This window comes from Streptomyces sp. NPDC001880, assembly GCF_053594575.1.
This window is the reverse complement of sequence record NZ_JBSFET010000011.1, coordinates 1-20,122: the sequence shown is the minus strand read 5'-3', so window position 1 is coordinate 20,122 and position 20,122 is coordinate 1. Positions and strand designations below refer to the sequence as shown.

Below are 20,122 nucleotides of genomic sequence, written 5' to 3'. Positions count from 1 at the left end.
AGGCGGCGCGGCCCGCGCCGGCGGGCCGTGCCGCAGGTCACAGAACTCCCAAAGGGCGAGACATGCTGTCCGCCGAGCGAAAGCGACCGATAAACTGGGGCCGGATTGTGCCGGGCGCAGCTCCCGGCCGTCCGCCAAATGATCAGCCAGCAGCCGCTGCAACCCCAGGGAGCGATGTGTCCCGCCGTCTCTTCACCTCGGAATCCGTCACCGAGGGCCACCCCGACAAGATCGCTGACCAGATCAGCGACACCATTCTCGACGCGCTGCTCCGCGAGGACCCCCGGTCCCGCGTCGCCGTCGAGACTCTGATCACCACCGGTCTGGTGCATGTCGCGGGTGAGGTCACGACCAAGGCCTACGCCGACATTCCGACCCTCGTACGCAACAAGGTCCTGGAGATCGGCTACGACTCCTCGAAGAAGGGCTTCGACGGCGCCTCCTGCGGCGTCTCGGTGTCCATCGGGGCACAGTCTCCCGACATCGCGCAGGGTGTCGACACCGCGTACGAGAAGCGGGTCGAGGGCGATGAGGACGAGCTCGACAAGCAGGGCGCCGGCGACCAGGGCCTGATGTTCGGCTATGCCTGCGACGAGACGCCCGAGCTCATGCCGCTCCCGATCCACCTGGCGCACCGGCTCTCCCGCCGGCTCTCCGAGGTCCGCAAGAACGGGACCATCCCGTACCTGCGCCCCGACGGCAAGACCCAGGTCACCATCGAGTACGACGGCGACAAGGCCGTCCGTCTCGACACGGTCGTCGTCTCCTCGCAGCACGCCAGCGACATCGACCTCGACTCGCTGCTCGCACCCGACATCCGCGAGTTCGTCGTCGAGCACGTGCTCGGGCAGCTGATCGAGGACGGCATCAAGCTGGACACCGACGGCTACCGGCTGCTGGTCAACCCGACCGGGCGCTTCGAGATCGGCGGCCCGATGGGCGACGCCGGCCTGACCGGCCGCAAGATCATCATCGACACCTACGGCGGCATGGCCCGCCACGGCGGCGGCGCCTTCTCGGGCAAGGACCCGTCGAAGGTGGACCGCTCGGCCGCGTACGCCATGCGCTGGGTCGCCAAGAACGTGGTCGCCGCGGGTCTCGCCGCCCGTTGCGAGGTGCAGGTCGCGTACGCGATCGGCAAGGCGGAGCCGGTCGGTCTGTTCGTCGAGACGTTCGGCACCGCCGCCGTCGACACCGAGAAGATCGAGCACGCCATCGGCGAGGTCTTCGACCTCCGCCCGGCCGCGATCATCCGCGACCTCGATCTGCTCCGCCCGATCTACGCCCAGACCGCGGCCTACGGCCACTTCGGCCGGGAGCTTCCCGACTTCACCTGGGAGCGCACCGACCGCGTGGACGCGCTGCGCGCGGCGGCCGGACTGTAGGACCGCCGCCTTTCGTCCGTACGCCGGGGCCCGGACACCGCACGCGGTGTCCGGGCCCCGGCACGTCCGGCCTGCAGTACTGCCGCACCCGGGCCGCTGTCCGTGGTGTCTGGTAGGAATGTGGCTGTGAGCAGCGACAACGAGCGATCCGCGGACTCCCGGGACGGGGCCCCGGAGCAGCTTGCGCTGATCCGGGAGACGGTGCGCAGGGCCAAGGTGCCACGGGCCAAGCCGCGGACCTGGCGCGGCGCCGCGCTCGCCGGCCGGCTGCCCGTCGCCCGGGTGCTGGTCAACAAGGGCCTGCTCCATCTCGACCAGTACTTCGACTACGCGGTGCCCGAGGAGCTCGACGCCGAGGCACAGCCCGGAGTGCGGGTGCGGGTGCGCTTCGGGGCCGGGGGACGCAATGTGCGCGGCGGCCGGCGCGAGGGCGGCGGGCTGATCGACGGCTTCGTCGTCGAGCGGCGCGCCGAATCGGACTACCCGGGCGCCCTCGCGGCGCTCGCCTATGTCGTGTCGCCCGAACCGGTGCTGGGGCCCGAGCTGCTCGCGCTCTCCCGCGCCGTCGCCGACCGGTATGCCGGCAGCCTCGCCGATGTGCTCCAGCTCGCCGTGCCGCCCCGGAACGGCAGGGCCGAGTCCAGGCCCTCGCCCGAGCCGCTGCCACCGCCGCCCGCCCCGCCGGCGGGGAGCTGGGAGCGGTACGCGCAGGGGCCGGCGTTCCTGCGGGCGCTGGCCGAGGGCGGCGCGCCCCGGGCCGTCTGGACCGCGCTGCCCGGACCCCACTGGCCCGAGGAGATCGCCAGGGCCATGGCCGCGACCCTCGCATCGGGGCGCGGCGCCCTCGTCGTCGTCCCCGACGGCCGGGCCGCGGCGCGGGTGGACACCGCCCTCACCGGGCTGCTCGGCCCGGGGCACCACGCGCTGCTGACCGCCGACTCCGGACCGGAGAAGCGGTACCGGGAGTGGCTCGCCGTGCGGCGCGGCTCGGTGCGGGCGGTCGTCGGGACCAGAGCGGCGATGTTCGCACCCGTCACCGATCTCGGTCTGGTCGCCGTCTGGGACGACGGGGACGCAAGCCACAGCGACGACAACGCCCCCTTCCCGCACGTCCGCGAGGTGCTCGAACTGCGGGCCGCGCACGGCCGGTGCGCGTTCCTGCTCGGCGGCACGAACTGCACGGTGGAGGCCGCTCAGCTGGTGGAGAGCGGCTGGGCACTGCCGCTGCGCGCGGACCGGCAGCAGCTGCGGATCGCGGCGCCCCTGGTGCGCACGGTCGGCGACGGGGAGCTGGCGCGGGACGGTGCCGCGAGGGCCGCGCGGCTGCCCAGCCTGGCCTGGCAGACCGTACGGGACGGGCTGCGCAGCGGCCCCGTCCTGGTCCAGGTGCCACGCCGCGGCTATGCGCCGCGGCTGGCCTGCGAGCGCTGCCGCGAGCCCGCCCGCTGCCGGCACTGCGCCGGCCCCCTCCAGGCGCCGGACCAGCGGGGGCTCGACTGCGCCTGGTGCGGGCGGGCCGAGACCGCCTGGCACTGCGTCGCCTGCGGCGGTGACCGGCTGCGGGCCCGGATCGTCGGTGCCCGCCGGACGGCCGAGGAGCTCGGCCGGGCCTTTCCCGCCGTGCCGGTGCGGACCTCCGGCCGTGACCACATCCTCGACTCGGTGCCGGACGTGCCCGCACTGGTCGTCAGCACTCCCGGCGCCGAGCCCGTGGCCGAGGGCGGCTATGCGGCCGCGCTGCTCCTGGACGGCTGGGCGATGGTCGGCCGCCCCGATCTGCGGGCGGGCGAGGAGGCGCTGCGCCGGTGGACGGCCGCGGCCTCGCTGGTTCGGGGGCAGCCGGAGGGCGGCACGGTGGTGGTAGTCGCCGAGCCCACGCTGCGCCCGGTACAGGCCCTGGTGCGCTGGGACCCGGTCGGACACGCCCGCCGTGAGCTGGCGGAGCGCGCCGAGCTCGGCTTCCCCCCGGTGTCCCGGATGGCCTCGGTGACCGGTGCGCCTCAGGCGCTGGCGGCCTTTCTGGCGGCGGCCGAGCTGCCGCCGGAGGCCGAGGTGCTGGGCCCGGTCCCGGTGCCGGCCGACGGACCGGGCAGGCCCCGCAGGCCCGGGGACGCACCGCCCGGGGAGTCCTGGGAGCGGGCGTTGCTCAGGGTGCCGCCGGGCAGCGGGGCGGCGCTGGCGGCCGCGCTGAAGGCCGCGCAGGCGGCGCGGATGTCCCGGGGCAGTGGTGAGCAGGTCCGGATCCGGGTGGATCCGCTGGACATCGGGTGACGGCGAGACCATGAGGCTGCCCCGCCGTGCGTCGAGCGCGGCGGGGCAGCGATGGACGGGGCGGTCAGCCGTTGCGTGGGCCGGGGAAGGCTCCGGGGCGCAGGTCCTCGCGCCGTGTCGGGCGGTCCGCCGACGGCTGCGGCGGCATGGAACGGGCGGCGGGTACGGCGGGCAGCGCGGGCGTGCTGCCGGAGCCGGGTACGACGGGCAGGGTGCGCGGCACCGAGGTCTCCCCGGCGGCTTCGGCCGTCCCGGGCTGCCGGGCGTTGCGGCGTGCGCCGTAGCGGCGGTGCACCGCCTGCTTGGTGACCCCGAGCGCGGAGCCCACCGCGTCCCAGGAGAAGCCCAGCGAGCGGTCGAAGTCGACCGCGGCGGTGACCAGGGTCTCGACGCTGTCGCGCAGTTCCTGGGCCAGCCGCACAGTGGGGGCCGGGGCCCTGCCGTAGACGACAAAGCCCGTGGACGGGCCGGAGCGGCGCGGACGGTAGACGTTGCCCAGTTGGGCGGTGAGCGTGCGCAGCGCGTCCACCTGCCGCCGGACCCGCTCGATGTCCCGCACCAACAGATGCAGACTGGCCCTCGCTTGGGCGTCGTGGGTTGCGTGGTCGGCCATGAAGAAGCCTCTCGAACCGGCGTTGAAAGGGATCGGGCCGCACGTGGCGGCTCGCTTCGGTCAATCTCTCTTGACCAACGCGTCAGCCGTGGATCTGGTCACGCACCAGGGGCGCGTGCGCCTTTCAACGGAGCGCACGGCCATGCGTACGCCCCCCGCCCGCCCGGCCCATAGACTTGTGCGTTGCTCGTCACCGCACGTTCCGGCCCGAGAGGCAGTCAGCCACCCATGAAGCTCGTCTTCGCAGGCACCCCCGAGGTAGCCGTACCAGCCCTGGACGCCCTGATCGCTTCCGACCGGCACGAGGTGGCCGCCGTCGTGACCCGGCCCGACGCCCCCGCCGGGCGGGGGCGTCGGCTGGTCGCCAGCCCGGTCGCCGAGCGCGCCGAGGAGGCCGGTATCGAGGTGCTCAAGCCCGCCCGGCCGCGCGACGAGGACTTCCTCGCCCGGCTGCGGGAGATCGCCCCGGACTGCTGTCCGGTCGTCGCCTACGGGGCGCTGCTTCCCAAGGAGGCGCTCGCCGTACCCGCCCGCGGCTGGGTCAACCTCCACTTCTCGCTGCTGCCCGCCTGGCGCGGCGCGGCCCCCGTGCAGCACGCGGTCATGGCCGGGGACGAGGTGACCGGCGCCTCGACCTTCCTGATCGAGGAGGGGCTCGACTCCGGCCCGGTGTACGGCGTCCTCACCGAGGAGGTGCGTCCCACCGACACCAGCGGTGATCTGCTCACCCGGCTGGCGTTCGCCGGTGCGGGGCTGCTCGCCGCGACGATGGACGGCATCGAGGACGGCACGCTGCACGCCGTGCCGCAGCCGGCGGACGGCGTCACCCTCGCCCCGAAGATCACCGTCGAGGACGCACAGGTGCAGTGGTCGGCGCCCGCACTGCGCGTCGACCGGGTGGTGCGCGGCTGCACGCCCGCCCCCGGGGCCTGGACGCTCTTCCGGGGAGAGCGGCTGAAGCTGATCCAGGCGGTGCCCGTCCTGGACCGCGTCGACCTGGCGCCCGGCGAGCTGTCCGCGGCCAAGAACAACGTCTACGTGGGCACCGGATCGCACGCCGTCGAGCTGCTCTGGGTCCAACCGCAGGGCAAGAAGCCGATGCGGGCCGCGGACTGGGCCCGCGGCGTGCGGATCGTCCACGGCGAGCTGCTGGGGATCTGAGGCCCTGCGCCGGCGGGGCGGCGACGTAGGCTGGGAGGGTTCGCCCCCTCACCGTCAGCGGAGCACCTTTCACGTGAACGACCAGCAGCGTCGCCGTCCCGCCAAGCCGCATCGCCGCCCCAGGAAGGACCCGGTCCGGTTCCTCGCCTTCGAAGCCCTCAGGGCCGTCGACGAACGGGACGCGTACGCCAACCTCGTCCTGCCCCCGCTGCTGAAGAAGGCACGCGCCAAGGGCGACTTCGACAACCGGGACGCGGCGCTGGCGACGGAGCTCGTCTACGGCACGCTGCGCCGCCAGGGGACGTACGACGCGATCGTCGCGGCCTGCATCGACCGGCCGCTGCGCGAGGTCGACCCGCCGGTCCTGGACGTGATCGACATGGGCGTGCACCAGCTGCTCGGCACCCGTATCCCCACCCATGCCGCGGTCTCCGCCAGCGTGGAGCTGGCCCGGGTGGTGCTCGGTGAGGGACGGGCCAAGTTCGTCAATGCCGTGCTGCGCAAGGTCTCCGCGGACGACCTCGACGGCTGGGTGGCCCGGGTGGCGCCGTCGTACGAGGAGGACCCCGAGGACCACCTCGCGGTCGTGCACTCGCATCCGCGCTGGGTCGTCTCGGCCCTGTGGGACGCGCTGGGCGGCGGCCGGGCCGGGATCGAGGACCTCCTCGAAGCGGACAACGAACGGCCGGAGGTCACCCTGGTCGCCCGCCCCGGCCGCTCCACCACCGACGAGCTGCTCACCGCCCTCGGCGACGAGAACGGCCTGCCGGGCCGCTGGTCGCCCTATGCCGTGCGGATGGCGGAGGGCGGCGAGCCCGGTGCGTTGACCGCCGTGCAGGAGGGCCGGGCCGGGGTCCAGGACGAGGGCAGCCAGCTGGTGGCCGCCGCCCTCGCCAACGCGCCGGTGGAGGGCAGCGACGACCGCTGGCTCGACGGCTGCGCGGGCCCCGGGGGCAAGGCCGCCCTGCTCGCCGCGCTCGCCGCGGAACGGGGCGCAGCCCTGCTGGCCGCCGAGAAGCAGCCGCACCGCGCCCGGCTCGTCGAGCGTGCGCTGGCCGGCAACCCGGGCCCGTACCAGGTGATCACTGCCGACGGCACCCGCCCGCCGTGGCGGCCCGGCAGCTTCGACCGGGTCCTGATGGACGTGCCGTGCTCGGGCCTCGGCGCCCTGCGCCGCCGCCCGGAGGCACGCTGGCGGCGCCGCAAGGAAGACCTGGAGAACTTCGCCCCGCTCCAACGCGCCCTGCTGCGCGAGGCGTTGAAGGCAGTACGGGTCGGCGGCGTCGTCGGCTACGCGACCTGCTCGCCGCATCTCGCGGAGACCCGGGTCGTCGTCGACGACGTGCTCAGGGGCCGGGGCGGCCGGCCCGTCGAGGCCGAGTGGGTGGACGCCCGCCCGCTGATGCCGGGCGTGCCCGCGCTGGGCGACGGCCCCGATGTCCAGCTGTGGCCGCATCTGCACGGCACGGATGCGATGTATCTGGCCCTGCTGCGGCGTACCGCCTGAGAGCCTGGCGGGCGACCTCGGATCGGGATGGCGGGCGTGGTCCGATGCGTGCGATTCCAAGGCGGAGGAGGGAGTCGGACGGGGGCTCCCCTGTGCGAGCGGAGCCGAGAGCTCGGGGGAGGAGCGTCGTCGACCGACGACAACGCGGGCAGCGTGCCGTGCCGGACCACGCCCCGCCCGGTCGGAGACCGCCCGCCAGGCTCTGAACCGGCCGATGTGGCCCATGGCCTCCCGAAGCGCCTGCCGCGGGCCGAAACGCCCGTATCGAGCGGTCGGGGCGCCCGGATCGCGCGAACTGTAATGATCCCGTGAGGCTTTGGCCCGCACCGGGGCGGGGAAGCGGCGCGGAACATGGCAGGCTTGGGACATGGCCCAGATCAACCCCAGCATCCTGTCCGCAGACTTCGCCCGCCTCGCCGAGGAGGCGAAGGCGGTCGAAGGCGCCGACTGGCTCCACGTCGATGTGATGGACAACCACTTCGTGCCCAATCTGACCCTCGGCGTGCCGATCGTCGAATCGCTCAGCCGGGCCACAGAGACGCCGCTGGACTGCCATCTGATGATCGAGGACCCCGACCGCTGGGCGCCCCGGTATGTCGAGGCGGGCGCCGGTTCCGTCACGTTCCACGCGGAGGCCGCGGCGGCCCCCGTACGGCTGGCGCGGGAGATCCGGGCCAAGGGTGCCCGTGCCTCCATGGCGCTCAAGCCCGCGACGCCCATCGAGCCGTACGAGGACCTGCTCCCCGAGCTCGACATGCTGCTGATCATGACGGTGGAGCCGGGCTTCGGCGGCCAGGCCTTCCTGGACATCATGCTGCCGAAGATCCGCCGCACCCGTGAGCTGATCTCCAAGCACGGGCTCGAACTGTGGCTCCAGGTCGACGGCGGCGTCTCCGCCTCCACCATCGAGCGGTGCGCCGAGGCCGGCGCGGATGTCTTCGTCGCGGGTTCGGCGGTGTACGGGGCGGCGGACCCGGCCGAGGCGGTGCGGGCCCTGCGTGCCCAGGCCGACGGGGCGATCGCGTCGGCGGCCTGGGCGTGCGGCCACTGACACCGCAATCGACGCTCGTCGCCGATTGCGGGTCGGCCGGGCCAGGGGCAGATGAACGCGGTCCGACGGGACCGGTCAGGGAACGCCGGATCTGACAGGATGAACGGCGTATCGAGAGTGTGAACAGCAGTGAGGAGAACGCGGTGTCTGCAATGTCGGCGGGCCGGTCCGCCCTGCGGATGGGGCCCGCGGAGCTGGTGCAGGCGGCGGCCATGGCCCGCCGCTTCTACCTCGAGGGAAAGTCGAAGATCCAGATCGCCGAGGAATTCGGCGTCAGCCGCTTCAAGGTGGCCCGCGTCCTGGAGACGGCTCTTGAGCGCGACCTCGTACGGATCGAGATCCGTGTCCCCGCCGAGCTGGATGCCGAGCGTTCCGACGCGCTCCGCGCCCGCTACGGGCTGCGTCACGCGGTCGTCGTCGAGTCCCCGGCCGAGGAGCAGGACGACGCACCGGACCCGGAGAACCTGGGCGAGGTCGCGGCCGATCTCCTCGGCGAACTGGTGAACGAGGGTGATGTGCTCGGGCTGGCCTGGGGCCGGTCCACCATTCACATGGCCGCGGCGCTCGACCGGCTGCCGCCCTGTACGGTCGTCCAGCTCACCGGGGTGTACGACGCGGGGACGGCCGAGCGCGGCTCCGTCGAGGCGGTCCGGAGGGCCGCCCAGGTGTCCGGCGGCGAGGCCCACCCCATCTACGCCCCGATGCTGCTGCCCGACCCGGCCACGGCCGCCGCGCTGCGCCACCAGACCGGCATCGCCCGCGCCTTCGAGTACTTCGACAAGGTGACGGTCGCGGCGGTCTCGATCGGCTCCTGGGAGCCGGGCATCTCGACCGTCCACGACATGCTCAGCGACGAGGAGCGGGCGCACTACGCCTCGCTCGGTGTCGCGGCGGAGATGTCGGCGCACCTCTTCGACACCGAGGGCCGGCGGGTCGGCCGGGACCTGGGGGAGCGGTGCATCACGGTCGAGGCCGACCGGCTGCGCCGGATCCCCGAGGTGGTGGCGATCGCGGGTGGTCAGCGCAAGGCCGCGGCGATCGGGGCGGTGCTGAGGTCCGGGCTCGTCACCAGCCTGGTGACGGACACGGCGGCGGCCGACTATCTGCTGACGGAGTCGGCGGCACCGCAGCGGCCGGCGCTGGAGCGGGCCGACCCGGACGGGGACTGAGCGGCCCGGCAACCGCCCGGACACGCAACCGCCCGGACGCAACCGCCCGGACAGCGCGAGCGCTGTCCGGGCGGTTCCGGTTCGCAGTGGCCTCAGTCCCGGACCACGCCCAGGACCGTCGCCTCCAGATACTCCTCCGGCTCCTTGTACTGACTCACATCGGCCGGGTTGTAGCGAGGGGTCTGCCGCGACCAGTCGAGATTGCCGCGCATCCAGCTCCGCATTCCGTCCAGGTACGGCGAGAGCATCCAGGACCGCTGCGGGTACGCGGACAGCAGCTCGGACTCGGCGCTGAGGAAGCGCTCCGTCTCCGCCGTGATCCGGGCACAGACGTGTTCGAGCGCCTCCCGCTCGCCGTAGCCGCGATGGTGACGGACCAGATGGACGAGGTTGTGGATCTCGCCGAGCACCTGCTCCTTCTCGTACGAATACACGTCGTTGGCCCAGCACACGACGTTGCACGAGGCTTCCAGCGCGGTGATGAACCGGGAGTCGTTGTGGATCGACTCGGGAGCCTCGATCCCGGCCACGATCTCTATCAGGTCCATGCAGACATGTATCGCTCCGGTGTGACGGCGCTTGGCTATGTACGTCTCCTCGGACGGCACCACGCCGGCGGCCCGGTTGCCCGCCTCCCACGTTGTGGTCGTCCTGAGGTACGTGGTGAGGTGCCAGCCGAACCGGGTGCGCCAGTGCGGGGCGGCGGCCGGCGTGGTCCGCTCCCACAGATCGGCCAGGGCGACCACGGCGGCGGGCAGCTGCCCGGCCGGCAAGGTGCCCGGGACGTCGTCCTCGATCACGGCCCGCATCAGCTCGACCACGTCGCGCACCCGCTCGGGGCTGCGGCCGAGATGGCCGTCGTCGAGCTGGTCGTCGACGAGAAACAGCCATACGAACCAGTCGGCGACGAGATCGAGATTCTTGCCGTCCGCGGTCGGATACACCATGCCGACGAATGCCCCGAAGTCCGCCTGCACGAAGCGGTCCCTGGCTGAATCACGGTGTACCAGACCGGTGTTGCGTGTCCATTCGTCGAGGTGGACTCGGGTGTGCCCGACGTTCAGGTTGGTTCGCTGGGGGAACGGGCAGTAAATGTCCGGTAGTTCGCTCTCCACGGGTGGGTCGTGATCCTCTCCGGTCGTACGTGTGACGGAAGTTGTGACCCTTCCGGCTGTTCCTCCGGGGCGTAGACAAGACCCACGGGACCTGCGGGTTTGAAGCTACCGGACCCCTTGTCGCCAGGTCCAGGGCAGATGATCGTGAATGATTTTCCTGTCCCCGGGTAAGGTCCGCGGGCAAGGCAGGTTCTGCTTGCCGAGGACTCCCGCCCGGTTCCTTTGGAGGAACGTACGGACGCGGGTGTCCTTTGTTGTGCCTTCGTAGCGGCGACCTGCTCCGTTTCGTGTGAAAAAATGAGCGTTATGCGTTTTCTTGAGCCCGGTACTGGTCGTTACACAGACTCCCCCTCGGTCCCGTACGACCTCACGTACGACGACGTCTTCATGGTCCCGGGTCGTTCGGCGGTCGGTTCCCGCCAGGGTGTCGATCTCTCCTCGCCCGACGGCACCGGCACCACCATCCCGCTCGTCGTGGCGAACATGACGGCCATCGCGGGCCGCCGGATGGCCGAAACGATCGCCCGTCGCGGTGGGCTCGTCGTCATCCCCCAGGACATCCCGATCGAGGTCGTCACCGACGTCATCTCCTGGGTGAAGACACGACACCTGGTGCTCGACACACCGATCGTGCTGGCCCCGGGCCAGACGGTCGCCGACGCCCTGTCGCTGCTGCCGAAGCGCGCGCACGGAGCGGGTGTCGTCGTCGACGAGGAGCAGCGGCCCCTCGGTGTCGTCACCGAGCACGACCTGACAGGTGTCGACCGCTTCACCCAGCTCTCCGAGGTCATGTCCAAGGACCTGGTGCTGCTCGACTCGGACATCGACCCGCGCGACGCGTTCAACAAGCTGGACGGCGCCAACCGCAAGCTCGCCCCCGCGGTCGACGCGGACGGCCGGCTCGTCGGCATCCTCACCCGTAAGGCCGCGCTGCGCGCCACCCTGTACACCCCCGCCACCGACGCCGGGGGCAGGCTGCGGATCGCCGCGGCCGTCGGGATCAACGGCGATGTCGCGGGCAAGGCCAAGCAACTCCTCGACGCGGGCGTCGACACGCTCGTCGTGGACACCGCCCACGGCCACCAGGAATCCATGATCAACGCGGTCCGGGCCGTCCGCGCGCTCGACCCGCAGGTCCCGATCGTCGCGGGCAACATCGTCGCCGCCGAGGGTGTGCGCGACCTCATCGAGGCCGGCGCGGACATCATCAAGGTCGGTGTCGGCCCCGGCGCCATGTGCACCACCCGGATGATGACCGGTGTGGGCCGGCCACAGTTCTCCGCCGTTCTGGAGTGCGCCGCCGAGGCGAAGAAGTACGGCAAGCACGTCTGGGCGGACGGCGGTGTCCGGCACCCGCGCGATGTGGCCATGGCACTTGCCGCCGGTGCGTCGAACGTGATGATCGGTTCCTGGTTCGCCGGTACGTACGAGTCGCCCGGCGACCTCCAGCAGGCCGCCGACGGCCGCTTCTACAAGGAGTCCTTCGGCATGGCGTCCGCGCGCGCCGTGAAGAACCGAACCTCGGACGAGTCCGCCTACGACCGGGCCCGCAAGGCGCTCTTCGAGGAGGGTATCTCCACCTCGCGGATGTTCCTCGACCCGACCAGGCCCGGCGTCGAGGACCTGATCGACTCGATCATCGCGGGCGTCCGCTCCGCCTGCACCTACGCCGGTGCGGGCTCCCTGGCGGAGTTCGCCGAGAAGGCGGTCGTCGGGGTGCAGAGCGCCGCCGGATACGCCGAGGGCAAGCCGCTTCACGCCAGCTGGAGTTGATCCCGTAGTACCGCAACGCCGGTGCCCCCCCGGGCCGTTCGTGCCGGGAGGGGCATCGGCGTTCTCGGGTGCTTCCGCCGGAGGGAACGGATGTCCGGTTCAGGACCTCCGCAATCCACCAATTGCTGTTCCTCCTAAGTAACATGAATCCCAATCAACTGCCCGTTCCTCTGCGGTAAGGGATCTCATGTCCTTCTTCACCGACCTGGCCCATCAGTACATCGACGGAGAGTGGAGGCCGGGCAAGGGGTCCTGGGACATCATCGACTTCAATCCGTACAACGGGGAGAAGCTCGCCTCGATCACGGTCGCCACGGCCGACGAGGTGGACCAGGCCTACCGGTCCGCGCAGGACGCCCAGCGCGCCTGGGGCGAGACCAACCCGTACGCCAGGCGGATGGTGCTGGAGCGGGCGCTGCGCATCGTCGAGGAGCGGGAGTCCGAGATCGGTGACGCGATCGTCGCGGAGCTGGGCGGCACCCGGCTGAAGGCGGCCTTCGAGCTGCATCTCGCCAAGGAATTCCTGCGGGAGTCGGTCCAGCTCGCGCTGCGGCCCACCGGGCAGATACTTCCCTCGCCGACCGAGGGCAAGGAGAACCGCGTCTACCGGGTACCCGTCGGTGTCGTGGGCGTCATCAGCCCCTTCAACTTCCCCTTCCTGCTGTCGCTGAAGTCGGTCGCCCCCGCCCTGGCGCTCGGCAACGCGGTGGTGCTCAAGCCGCACCAGAACACCCCGGTCTGCGGCGGCACGCTGGTGGCGAAGGTGTTCGAGGAGGCCGGGCTGCCGGCCGGCCTGCTCAACGTCGTGGTCACCGACATCGCCGAGATCGGCGACGCCCTGCTGGAGCACCCCGTTCCGCAGGTCATCTCCTTCACCGGCTCGGACAAGGTGGGGCGGCACGTCGCCACGGTCTGCGCGGCGAACCTCAAGCGCGCCGTGCTCGAACTCGGCGGCAACAGCGCACTGATCGTCCTCGACGACGCCGATCTGGACTACGCCGTGGACGCGGCCGTGTTCAGCCGGTACGTGCACCAGGGCCAGGTCTGCATGGCCGCCAACCGGATTCTGGTCGACCGGGCGGTGGAGAAGGAGTTCACCGAGAAGTTCGTCGCCAAGGTCGCCTCGCTGCCGGTCGGCGACCCGGCCGACCCGGAGACCGTGATCGGCCCGCTGATCAACTCCTCGCAGGCCGAGGCGATTTCCTCACTCGTCGAGCAGACCGTGGCGGCCGGTGCGACGGCTCTGCTGCACGGCCGGACCGAGGGTAATCTGGTGAGCCCGTCCGTGCTGACCGGGCTGGCCGCCGATTCCCCCGTCCTGTCCCAGGAGATCTTCGGGCCGGTCGCGCTGGTCGTGCCGTTCGACGGCGAGGACGAGGCGGTACGGATCGCCAACGACACCCCCTACGGACTGAGCGGCGCGGTGCACACCGGCGACATCGAGCGCGGTGTACGGGTCGGGCAGCGCATCCACACCGGCATGATCCACATCAACGACGGCACGGTCCACGACGAGCCGATCGTCCCCTTCGGCGGCGAGAAGAGCTCCGGCCTCGGCCGGCTGAACGGCGACGCGATGGCCGAGGCCTTCACCACCCAGAAGTGGATCTCGGTGCAGCACGGCCGCTCGCAGTTCCCGTTCTGACCGGTCACGCCCTGCGGTGAGCGCGCCCGGCAGGGCGCGCCGTGGTCTACTTCGGGAGCGGCCCGTGCCGCCCCCGAAACCGGCCATCGCAGAGAAGTGAACCGCCCGAAGTGCGCCTGAACGACCTCGACGAACGCATCGTCCACGCCCTCGCCGAAGACGCCCGGCGCTCCTACGCCGACATCGGCGCGATGATCGGACTGTCCGCCCCCGCCGTGAAACGCCGGGTGGACCGGCTGCGCGCCGAGGGCGCCATCACCGGCTTCACGGTCCGGGTGGACCCGGCGGCGCTGGGCTGGGAGACCGAGGGATTCATCGAGATCTACTGCAGCCGCAACACCTCGCCGGAGGCGATCAAGCAGGGGCTCGCGCGCTATCCGGAGATCGCGTCGGCCTCCACGGTGACGGGGGAGGCGGACGCGATCGTGCAGGTCTTCGCCGCGGACATGCGCCACTTCGAGCAGGTCCTGGAGCGGATCGCGGGCGAGCCGTACGTGGAGCGGACGAAGTCCGTGCTGGTGCTGTCGCCACTGCTGCGGCGGTACTCCTCGGGCGCGCCGGAATAGGTCCGGCGCGGCGGGCCGGGTGAGACCGGGGTCACCCTTTTGACCTGCGCAGACGCCCCGCGCAATGAATCGCCGCGCACGGCCGTCGGCGCGCAACGGATCGACGGTGTACGCGCAACACTCGCGCCTTGTCCGGTGCGAGCGGCGGACCGTACCTTCGATACGTCCCCGCCAGCCCGCACCGTTCGAGGTCAGCCATGCCGCCGTTGCGCACCGCCCTGCTCCAGAACTCCGGACGACCCGGGCACGTGGCCGAGAACATCGAGGTGCTCGACGGTGCCGCGCGGCGGGCGGCGGATGCCGGGGCGCGGCTGCTGGTCTGCCCCGAACTCTTCCTGACGGGATACGCGATCGGGGCCGATGTGCCGCGGCTGGCCGAGCCGGCCGACGGGCCGTCCGCCCTGGCCGTCGGCGAGATCGCCGCACGGCACGGGCTCGCCGTCCTCTACGGCTACCCGGAGCGTGCGGGCGAGCAGATCTTCAACGCCGCCCAGCTCATCGGCCCGGACGGCACGGCACTCGCCAACTACCGCAAGACCCACCTCTTCGGCCGCTTCGAGCAGGAGTGGTTCACCTCGGGCGAGCAGAGCGTGGTTCAGGCCGAACTGGACGGCGTACGCATCGGGATCATGATCTGTTACGACGTGGAGTTCCCGGAGAACGTCCGCGCCCACGCCCTCGCGGGCACCGATCTGCTCCTGGTGCCCACCGCGCAGATGCACCCCTTCCAGTTCGTCGCCGAGTCCGTCGTGCCGGTCCGGGCCTTCGAGAACCAGATGTACGTGGCGTACGTCAACCGGAGCGGCCCGGAGGGCGAGTTCGAGTTCGTCGGGCTGAGCTGCCTGGCCGGTCCCGACGGCACCGTCCGCAGCCGCGCCGGACGCGGCAAGGAACTGGTCGTCGGCGAGATGGACCCCGCGCTGCTGAGCGCCTCGCGCGCCGCCAACCCGTATCTGCACGACCGCCGCCCCGGTCTGTACGGCTCCCTCGTCTGAGCCGACCTCCCCGTTCCACATCTTCACCCGCGCAAGGAGTCCGTACCCCATGACGTCCACGGTGCCCAACGCCGTCCAGCACACCGACGCCACCGAGCCGATCACCATGTTCGGGCCGGACTTCCCCTACGCGTACGACGACTTCCTGGCACACCCCGCCGGGATCGGGCAGATACCCGCGACCGAGCACGGCACCGAGATCGCCGTCATCGGCGGCGGGCTCTCCGGCATCGTCGCCGCGTACGAGCTGATGAAGATGGGACTCAAGCCCGTCGTCTACGAGGCGGACCGGATCGGCGGCCGGCTGCGCACCGTCGGCTTCGAGGGCTGCGATCCGCAGCTCACCGCCGAGATGGGCGCGATGCGCTTCCCGCCGTCGTCCACCGCGCTCCAGCACTACATCGACCTGGTCGGCCTGGAGACGAAGCCGTTCCCCAACCCGCTCTCCGCGGCCACCCCGTCGACCGTCGTCGACCTCAAGGGCGAGTCGCACTACGCGCGGACCATCGACGACCTGCCGCAGGTCTACCGCGATGTGATGGACGCCTGGAACCGCTGCCTGGAGGAAGGCGCGGACTTCTCCGACATGAACCGCGCGATGCGCGAGCGCGATGTGCCACGCATCCGGGAGATCTGGGCGGAGCTCGTCAAGAAGCTCGACAACCAGACCTTCTACGGATTCCTCTGCGACTCCGACGCCTTCAAGTCGTTCCGGCACCGGGAGATCTTCGGTCAGGTCGGCTTCGGCACCGGCGGCTGGGACACCGACTTCCCCAACTCCATCCTGGAGATCCTGCGCGTCGTCTACACCGAGGCGGACGACCACCACCGGGGCATCGTCGGCGGCAGTCAGCAGCTCCCGCTGCGGCTCTGGGACCGCGAGCCGCAGAAGATCGTCCACTGGCCGCTCGGCACGTCGCTGTCCTCGCTGCACAGCGGCGAGCCGCGCCCTGCCGTGACCCGGCTGAACCGCACCGCCGGCAACCGGATCACCGTCACCGACGCCACCGGCGACATCCGCACCTACCCGGCCGCGATCTTCACCGGGCAGTCCTGGCTGCTGCTCTCGAAGATCGACTGCGACGAGGCGCTCTTCCCGATCGACCACTGGACGGCGATGGAGCGCACCCACTACATGGAGTCGTCCAAGCTCTTCGTGCCCGTCGACCGGCCGTTCTGGCTGGACAAGGACGCGGCCACCGGGCGGGACACCATGTCGATGACGCTCACCGACCGGATGACCCGGGGGACGTACCTCCTGGACGACGGACCCGACCGGCCCGCCGTCATCTGCCTCTCGTACACTTGGTGCGACGACAGCCTGAAGTGGCTGCCGCTGTCCCCGAACGAGCGCATGGACGTCATGCTCAAGTCACTCGGCGAGATCTACCCGGACGTCGACATCAGGAAGCACATCATCGGCAACCCGGTGACGGTGTCCTGGGAGAACGAGCCCTGGTTCATGGGGGCGTTCAAGGCCAACCTGCCGGGTCACTACCGCTACCAGCGGCGGCTGTTCACCCACTTCATGCAGGACCGGCTGCCCGCCGACCGCCGGGGTCTGTTCCTCGCGGGCGACGACATCTCCTGGACGGCCGGATGGGCCGAGGGCGCCGTACAGACCGCGCTCAACGCCGTCTGGGGCGTGATGACCCAGCTCGGCGGCGCGACCGATGCGACGAACCCCGGCCCCGGCGACGTCTTCGACGACATCGCCCCGGTCGAACTCCCGGAGGACTGAGAGGCCTCGCGGCCTCCGCTACGAGGGCCGGCAGACGCTGCGCTGCCGGCCGAGGCCCGAGATCTCGACCTCCATCACATCGCCCGGCCCCAGGTAGGGGAAGCGGCCGGACAGCGCCACGCCCTGCGGGGTACCGGTGTTGATGATGTCGCCCGGCTCCAGCACCAGGTACTGCGACAGATGGTGCACCAGATGCGCCACGCTGAAGATCATGTCCGCGGTGCTGGAGTCCTGCCGCGGCTCACCGTTGACATGGCTGCGCAGCCGCAGCCGCTGCGGGTCGCCGACCTCGTCGGCCGTCACCAGCACCGGGCCGAGCGGGTTGAACGTGGCGCAGCTCTTGCCCTTGGACCACTGACCGCCCGACTCCTCCAGCTGGAAGGCGCGTTCGGAGACATCGTTGCTGACGGCATAGCCCGCGATGTGCGCGGCGGCGTCGGCGGGGGAGTCCAGGTAGGAGGCGCGGCGGCCGATGACGACGGCCAGCTCCACCTCCCAGTCCGTCTTCTTCGAGCCGCGCGGGATCAGCACGTCGTCGTACGGGCCGACGACGGTGTTCGGCGACTTGTAGAAGAGGATCGGCTGCTTCGGCGGCTCGGCACCCGACTCCGCCGCGTGGGCCGCGTAGTTCTGGCCGATGCAGAGCAGCGCGGAGGGCCGGGCCACGGGGGCGCCGATCCGCAGGCCCGTGATGTCGATCTCCGGGAGCACCGGCTCGGCGGGCACCAGGTGCGGGTTGTCGGCGAGCGCGGAGAGGAACGCGCCGTCGATGTCGTCGGTGATGCCGGACAGGTCGTGGTGACGGCCCTCGGGGCAGACGAGGACCGGGCGTTCGTGGCCCGGCTCGCCGATGCGCATCAGTCGCATGAAATGAAATCTCCTGAACGGTACGGGGGTTGGGCAATCGGCCCTCAGGGCCTGTCCGGCGGATCACGGCCGGGGTCAGACCCTGATCCGCCGGACAGGCCCTAATGCAGGCGGGCGAGGGCGTCGGCGGTGACGGCATGGGCCGGGGGGCGCCCGGCGAGCAGCCGCAGTACCTCGTCGACCGCGCTCGCGCCGAGCCGCTGCCGGCACTCGACGCTGCCCGCCGCCTGGTGCGGGGTCAGCAGCACGTTCGGCAGGGAACGGAAGAGGTGGCCGGTGGGCAGTGGCTCGGTGTCGAAGACATCGATCGCAGCGTCCAGCCGGCCCGTGGCCAGCTCGGCGAGGAGCGCGTCCTCGTCGACCAGCCACGACCTGGCGGTGTTCACCAGACCCGCCCCGTCCGGCATCAGCGCCAGCTGCTCGGCGCCGATCATCCGGTGGGTCTCCTCGGTCACCGGCGCGTGCACGGCCACGATCCTGCTGCGCGAGAGCAGGGTCTCCAGGGGTACGGACTCCACCCCGAGCGCCGCGGCGTCCGCGTCGGACAGATACGGGTCGGTGACGCACACCCGCGCGCCCATCGCCCGCACCAGGGCGATGTAGGCGCGACCGGTGCGGGAGGCTCCGATCACGCCGATGCCGCTGCCGTGGATCTCGTGGCGCGGCGGGGCCTCGCTCGCCGCACCCCACTCCAGCCCGTCGCGCAGGGCATGGTCGAAGCGGTGGACGCGGTGGAGCAGCGAGAGCGTGAACGCGAGGGCCACCTCGGCGACCGGGCGGGCCATCTCGTCACCGGCCTGGGTGACCAGGATGCCCCGCCGGAAGACTTCCTCGGTGACATAGGGCGCGACCGCCGAACCGGTGTGCGCCACCAGCTCCAGCCGGTCGGCCGACGCCAGGAGCCCGGCGTCCACCTTGGGCGCCCGCCACGAGGTGATCAGCGCGCGGGCGCCGGGCAGCGCGGCCGCGACCGCCGCCCGGTCGGAGTGGTCGTCGACCACGGTGAGTGCGGCCGCCCGCTCCAGCTCACGCCACACCCCGGCGGTGAAGAACTGGGCCCGCAGCTCCGGCGGGACGGCGACGACCACCCGGGAACGGCCGGCAGGGTCAGGAGAGCCAGGCATCGAGGTGCTCCGCAACGAAGGCGTCATCGGTCAGCCAAGGGTAGGCCGCGGCCACCCGGCTGATCTCCTCGGCCTGGCCGGGCGAGAGCGTCTCGGCAGGGTCCAGGCACCGGATGTTCGCCAACAGGCCTTGACGGCGCAGCACTTCGTGCACCCCGGCGATGCAGCCGCGGAACGCGCCGCGCACATCGAAGACCGCGCTGTTGGCGTCGGTCAGCTCCGGGCGCCGGGCCAGGCAGCGCACCATCGCCTCGTGGTCCCCGCCGCGCGCCCTGCGGACGTCGTCCAGGAGGGTCACCGCGGAGCCGGTCCACACGGCCCACTGGCCGAGGAGCCCGCCCGCGAACCAGCGCGGACGGCCGCCCGCCGTCTCGTACGGGGTGAGCAGATCGCCGATGATGTCGTCGTCGTTGCCGGTGTACAGCGCCACCTCGTCGGCCCGGTCCGCGGCGGCCACGGCGCGTACGACATCGGCGGTGCGGTAGCGGTCGAACGGGGCGATCTTCACCGCGACGGTGTTCGGCAGATCGGTGAAGGACGACCAGAAGTGCGGGGACAGATAGCGTCCGCCGACGGCCTCCTGGAGGTAGAAGCCGATCACCGGCAGCACCTCGCCGACCGCCCGCGCCCGCTCCAGCAGCCCCTTCTCGTCCGCACCGGGCACGGCCGGGCTGAGCAGCACCGCGTCGTAGCCGAGCTCGGCGGCGGTCTCGGCCTCCGAGACGGCCTGTGCCGTGTAGCCGCAGGCGCCGGCGACCTTGACGAACGGACGGCCGGCCTCGGCGTCGATCGTCTCGGCGGCGAGCTCCAGGACCGGCCGGAACAGACCGACCTCCGGTTCGCGGATCTCGAACTGGGTGGTGTGCACGGCGACGGCGACGCCGCCCGCGCCCGAAGCGAGGTAGTAGCGGGTCAGCGCACGCTGCCGGCGCTCGTCGAAGGAGCCGTCGTCGTGCAGGGCGAGCGGGTGCGCGGGGATCACGGCACCGCGGGCGAGCGCGTCCAGGGCGGGGGCCGGCACGAGGGAGTGAGTGGACATGGAGTGGATCAGAACCTTCCGTCACGGACCTGGAACTTGGTGGGCTTGCCGGACAGTGGCAGCCCGCGGCGCAGCCAGTCGGCCTGCCACTCGACGAGGG

Annotated in this window: 16 protein-coding genes; 11 read left to right on the top strand and 5 right to left on the bottom strand. The window is 71.8% G+C overall.

From position 1 onward, the window contains the following. Nucleotides 1–176: 176 nt before the first annotated feature. Together metK and ACWCQ6_RS09330 are read left to right on the top strand one after the other, a co-directional pair. Nucleotides 177–1,385, top strand: coding sequence for a methionine adenosyltransferase (gene metK / locus ACWCQ6_RS09335; RefSeq protein WP_266735852.1), 1,209 nt, complete (start codon nt 177–179; stop codon nt 1,383–1,385). Between the two features lie 126 nt (nt 1,386–1,511). Then, nucleotides 1,512–3,656 carry a primosomal protein N' gene (locus tag ACWCQ6_RS09330; protein ID WP_451087099.1) on the top strand — a complete coding sequence of 715 codons (2,145 nt, stop codon included), beginning with the start codon at nt 1,512–1,514 and terminating at the stop codon, nt 3,654–3,656. A gap of 64 nt (nt 3,657–3,720) precedes the next feature. Here ACWCQ6_RS09330 and ACWCQ6_RS09325 read toward each other — a convergent pair whose 3' ends face one another. Then, on the bottom strand, nt 3,721–4,269 hold the full coding sequence (locus ACWCQ6_RS09325) for a hypothetical protein (protein WP_451087097.1): 549 nt from the start codon (nt 4,267–4,269) through the stop codon (nt 3,721–3,723). Between the two features lie 228 nt (nt 4,270–4,497). On the opposite strand from ACWCQ6_RS09325, the gene fmt reads away from it, so the two are divergent. From fmt to ACWCQ6_RS09305, 4 genes are all read left to right on the top strand, one after another. After that, nucleotides 4,498–5,430: a methionyl-tRNA formyltransferase gene (gene fmt, locus ACWCQ6_RS09320; RefSeq protein WP_451087095.1), complete on the top strand. Its 933-nt coding sequence runs from the start codon at nt 4,498–4,500 to the stop codon at nt 5,428–5,430. A 73-nt stretch (nt 5,431–5,503) separates the two neighbouring features. Further along, nucleotides 5,504–6,937: an RsmB/NOP family class I SAM-dependent RNA methyltransferase gene (locus ACWCQ6_RS09315; RefSeq protein ID WP_451087093.1), complete on the top strand. Its 1,434-nt coding sequence runs from the start codon at nt 5,504–5,506 to the stop codon at nt 6,935–6,937. 367 nt (nt 6,938–7,304) lie between these two features. After that, nucleotides 7,305–7,988, top strand: a complete 684-nt coding sequence (rpe, locus tag ACWCQ6_RS09310; protein ID WP_451087091.1) for a ribulose-phosphate 3-epimerase — start codon at nt 7,305–7,307, stop codon at nt 7,986–7,988. A 152-nt stretch (nt 7,989–8,140) separates the two neighbouring features. Further along, nucleotides 8,141–9,157 (top strand): sugar-binding transcriptional regulator, encoded by a 1,017-nt coding sequence (locus ACWCQ6_RS09305; protein WP_072484555.1) that lies wholly within the window; start codon nt 8,141–8,143, stop codon nt 9,155–9,157. Between the two features lie 92 nt (nt 9,158–9,249). Here ACWCQ6_RS09305 and ACWCQ6_RS09300 read toward each other — a convergent pair whose 3' ends face one another. Then, nucleotides 9,250–10,272 carry a terpene synthase family protein gene (locus tag ACWCQ6_RS09300; RefSeq protein ID WP_451087089.1) on the bottom strand — a complete coding sequence of 341 codons (1,023 nt, stop codon included), beginning with the start codon at nt 10,270–10,272 and terminating at the stop codon, nt 9,250–9,252. 306 nt (nt 10,273–10,578) lie between these two features. On the opposite strand from ACWCQ6_RS09300, the gene ACWCQ6_RS09295 reads away from it, so the two are divergent. From ACWCQ6_RS09295 to ACWCQ6_RS09275, 5 genes are all read left to right on the top strand, one after another. Continuing rightward, nucleotides 10,579–12,045, top strand: coding sequence for a GuaB1 family IMP dehydrogenase-related protein (locus ACWCQ6_RS09295; RefSeq protein ID WP_451087087.1), 1,467 nt, complete (start codon nt 10,579–10,581; stop codon nt 12,043–12,045). A 187-nt stretch (nt 12,046–12,232) separates the two neighbouring features. Beyond that, complete coding sequence (locus ACWCQ6_RS09290; RefSeq protein ID WP_451087085.1) at nt 12,233–13,690, top strand: aldehyde dehydrogenase family protein; 1,458 nt, start codon at nt 12,233–12,235, stop codon at nt 13,688–13,690. A gap of 110 nt (nt 13,691–13,800) precedes the next feature. Beyond that, nucleotides 13,801–14,256 carry an Lrp/AsnC family transcriptional regulator gene (locus tag ACWCQ6_RS09285; RefSeq protein WP_189543760.1) on the top strand — a complete coding sequence of 152 codons (456 nt, stop codon included), beginning with the start codon at nt 13,801–13,803 and terminating at the stop codon, nt 14,254–14,256. Nucleotides 14,257–14,453: 197 nt separating this feature from the next. Beyond that, entirely contained in the window at nt 14,454–15,251 is a 798-nt protein-coding gene (locus tag ACWCQ6_RS09280; protein WP_451087083.1) for a carbon-nitrogen hydrolase family protein, read from the top strand. Between the two features lie 49 nt (nt 15,252–15,300). Continuing rightward, complete coding sequence (locus tag ACWCQ6_RS09275) at nt 15,301–16,992, top strand: flavin monoamine oxidase family protein (RefSeq protein WP_451087081.1); 1,692 nt, start codon at nt 15,301–15,303, stop codon at nt 16,990–16,992. Nucleotides 16,993–17,010: 18 nt separating this feature from the next. On the opposite strand, the gene ACWCQ6_RS09270 is transcribed toward ACWCQ6_RS09275, so the two are convergent. From ACWCQ6_RS09270 to ACWCQ6_RS09260, 3 genes are all read right to left on the bottom strand, one after another. Next, nucleotides 17,011–17,859 carry a fumarylacetoacetate hydrolase family protein gene (locus ACWCQ6_RS09270; protein WP_451087079.1) on the bottom strand — a complete coding sequence of 283 codons (849 nt, stop codon included), beginning with the start codon at nt 17,857–17,859 and terminating at the stop codon, nt 17,011–17,013. Nucleotides 17,860–17,960: 101 nt separating this feature from the next. Continuing rightward, complete coding sequence (locus tag ACWCQ6_RS09265; RefSeq protein WP_451087077.1) at nt 17,961–18,983, bottom strand: hydroxyacid dehydrogenase; 1,023 nt, start codon at nt 18,981–18,983, stop codon at nt 17,961–17,963. Further along, nucleotides 18,967–20,022, bottom strand: coding sequence for a dihydrodipicolinate synthase family protein (locus ACWCQ6_RS09260; protein WP_451087074.1), 1,056 nt, complete (start codon nt 20,020–20,022; stop codon nt 18,967–18,969). The genes ACWCQ6_RS09265 and ACWCQ6_RS09260 overlap by 17 nt, the downstream gene beginning before the upstream one ends. Between the last annotated feature and the right edge of the window lie 100 nt (nt 20,023–20,122).

Excerpts from the sequence above, each read along its gene's own strand:
- ACWCQ6_RS09325 (WP_451087097.1), bottom strand. The coding sequence starts at position 4,269 with ATGGCCGACCACGCAACCCACGACGCCCAAGCGAGGGCCAGTCTGCAT.
- fmt (WP_451087095.1), top strand. The coding sequence starts at position 4,498 with ATGAAGCTCGTCTTCGCAGGCACCCCCGAGGTAGCCGTACCAGCCCTG.
- rpe (WP_451087091.1), top strand. The coding sequence starts at position 7,305 with ATGGCCCAGATCAACCCCAGCATCCTGTCCGCAGACTTCGCCCGCCTC.
- ACWCQ6_RS09305 (WP_072484555.1), top strand. The coding sequence starts at position 8,141 with ATGTCGGCGGGCCGGTCCGCCCTGCGGATGGGGCCCGCGGAGCTGGTG.
- ACWCQ6_RS09295 (WP_451087087.1), top strand. The coding sequence starts at position 10,579 with ATGCGTTTTCTTGAGCCCGGTACTGGTCGTTACACAGACTCCCCCTCG.
- ACWCQ6_RS09290 (WP_451087085.1), top strand. The coding sequence starts at position 12,233 with ATGTCCTTCTTCACCGACCTGGCCCATCAGTACATCGACGGAGAGTGG.
- ACWCQ6_RS09280 (WP_451087083.1), top strand. The coding sequence starts at position 14,454 with ATGCCGCCGTTGCGCACCGCCCTGCTCCAGAACTCCGGACGACCCGGG.
- ACWCQ6_RS09275 (WP_451087081.1), top strand. The coding sequence starts at position 15,301 with ATGACGTCCACGGTGCCCAACGCCGTCCAGCACACCGACGCCACCGAG.
- ACWCQ6_RS09270 (WP_451087079.1), bottom strand. The coding sequence starts at position 17,859 with ATGCGACTGATGCGCATCGGCGAGCCGGGCCACGAACGCCCGGTCCTC.
- ACWCQ6_RS09265 (WP_451087077.1), bottom strand. The coding sequence starts at position 18,983 with ATGCCTGGCTCTCCTGACCCTGCCGGCCGTTCCCGGGTGGTCGTCGCC.
- ACWCQ6_RS09260 (WP_451087074.1), bottom strand. The coding sequence starts at position 20,022 with ATGTCCACTCACTCCCTCGTGCCGGCCCCCGCCCTGGACGCGCTCGCC.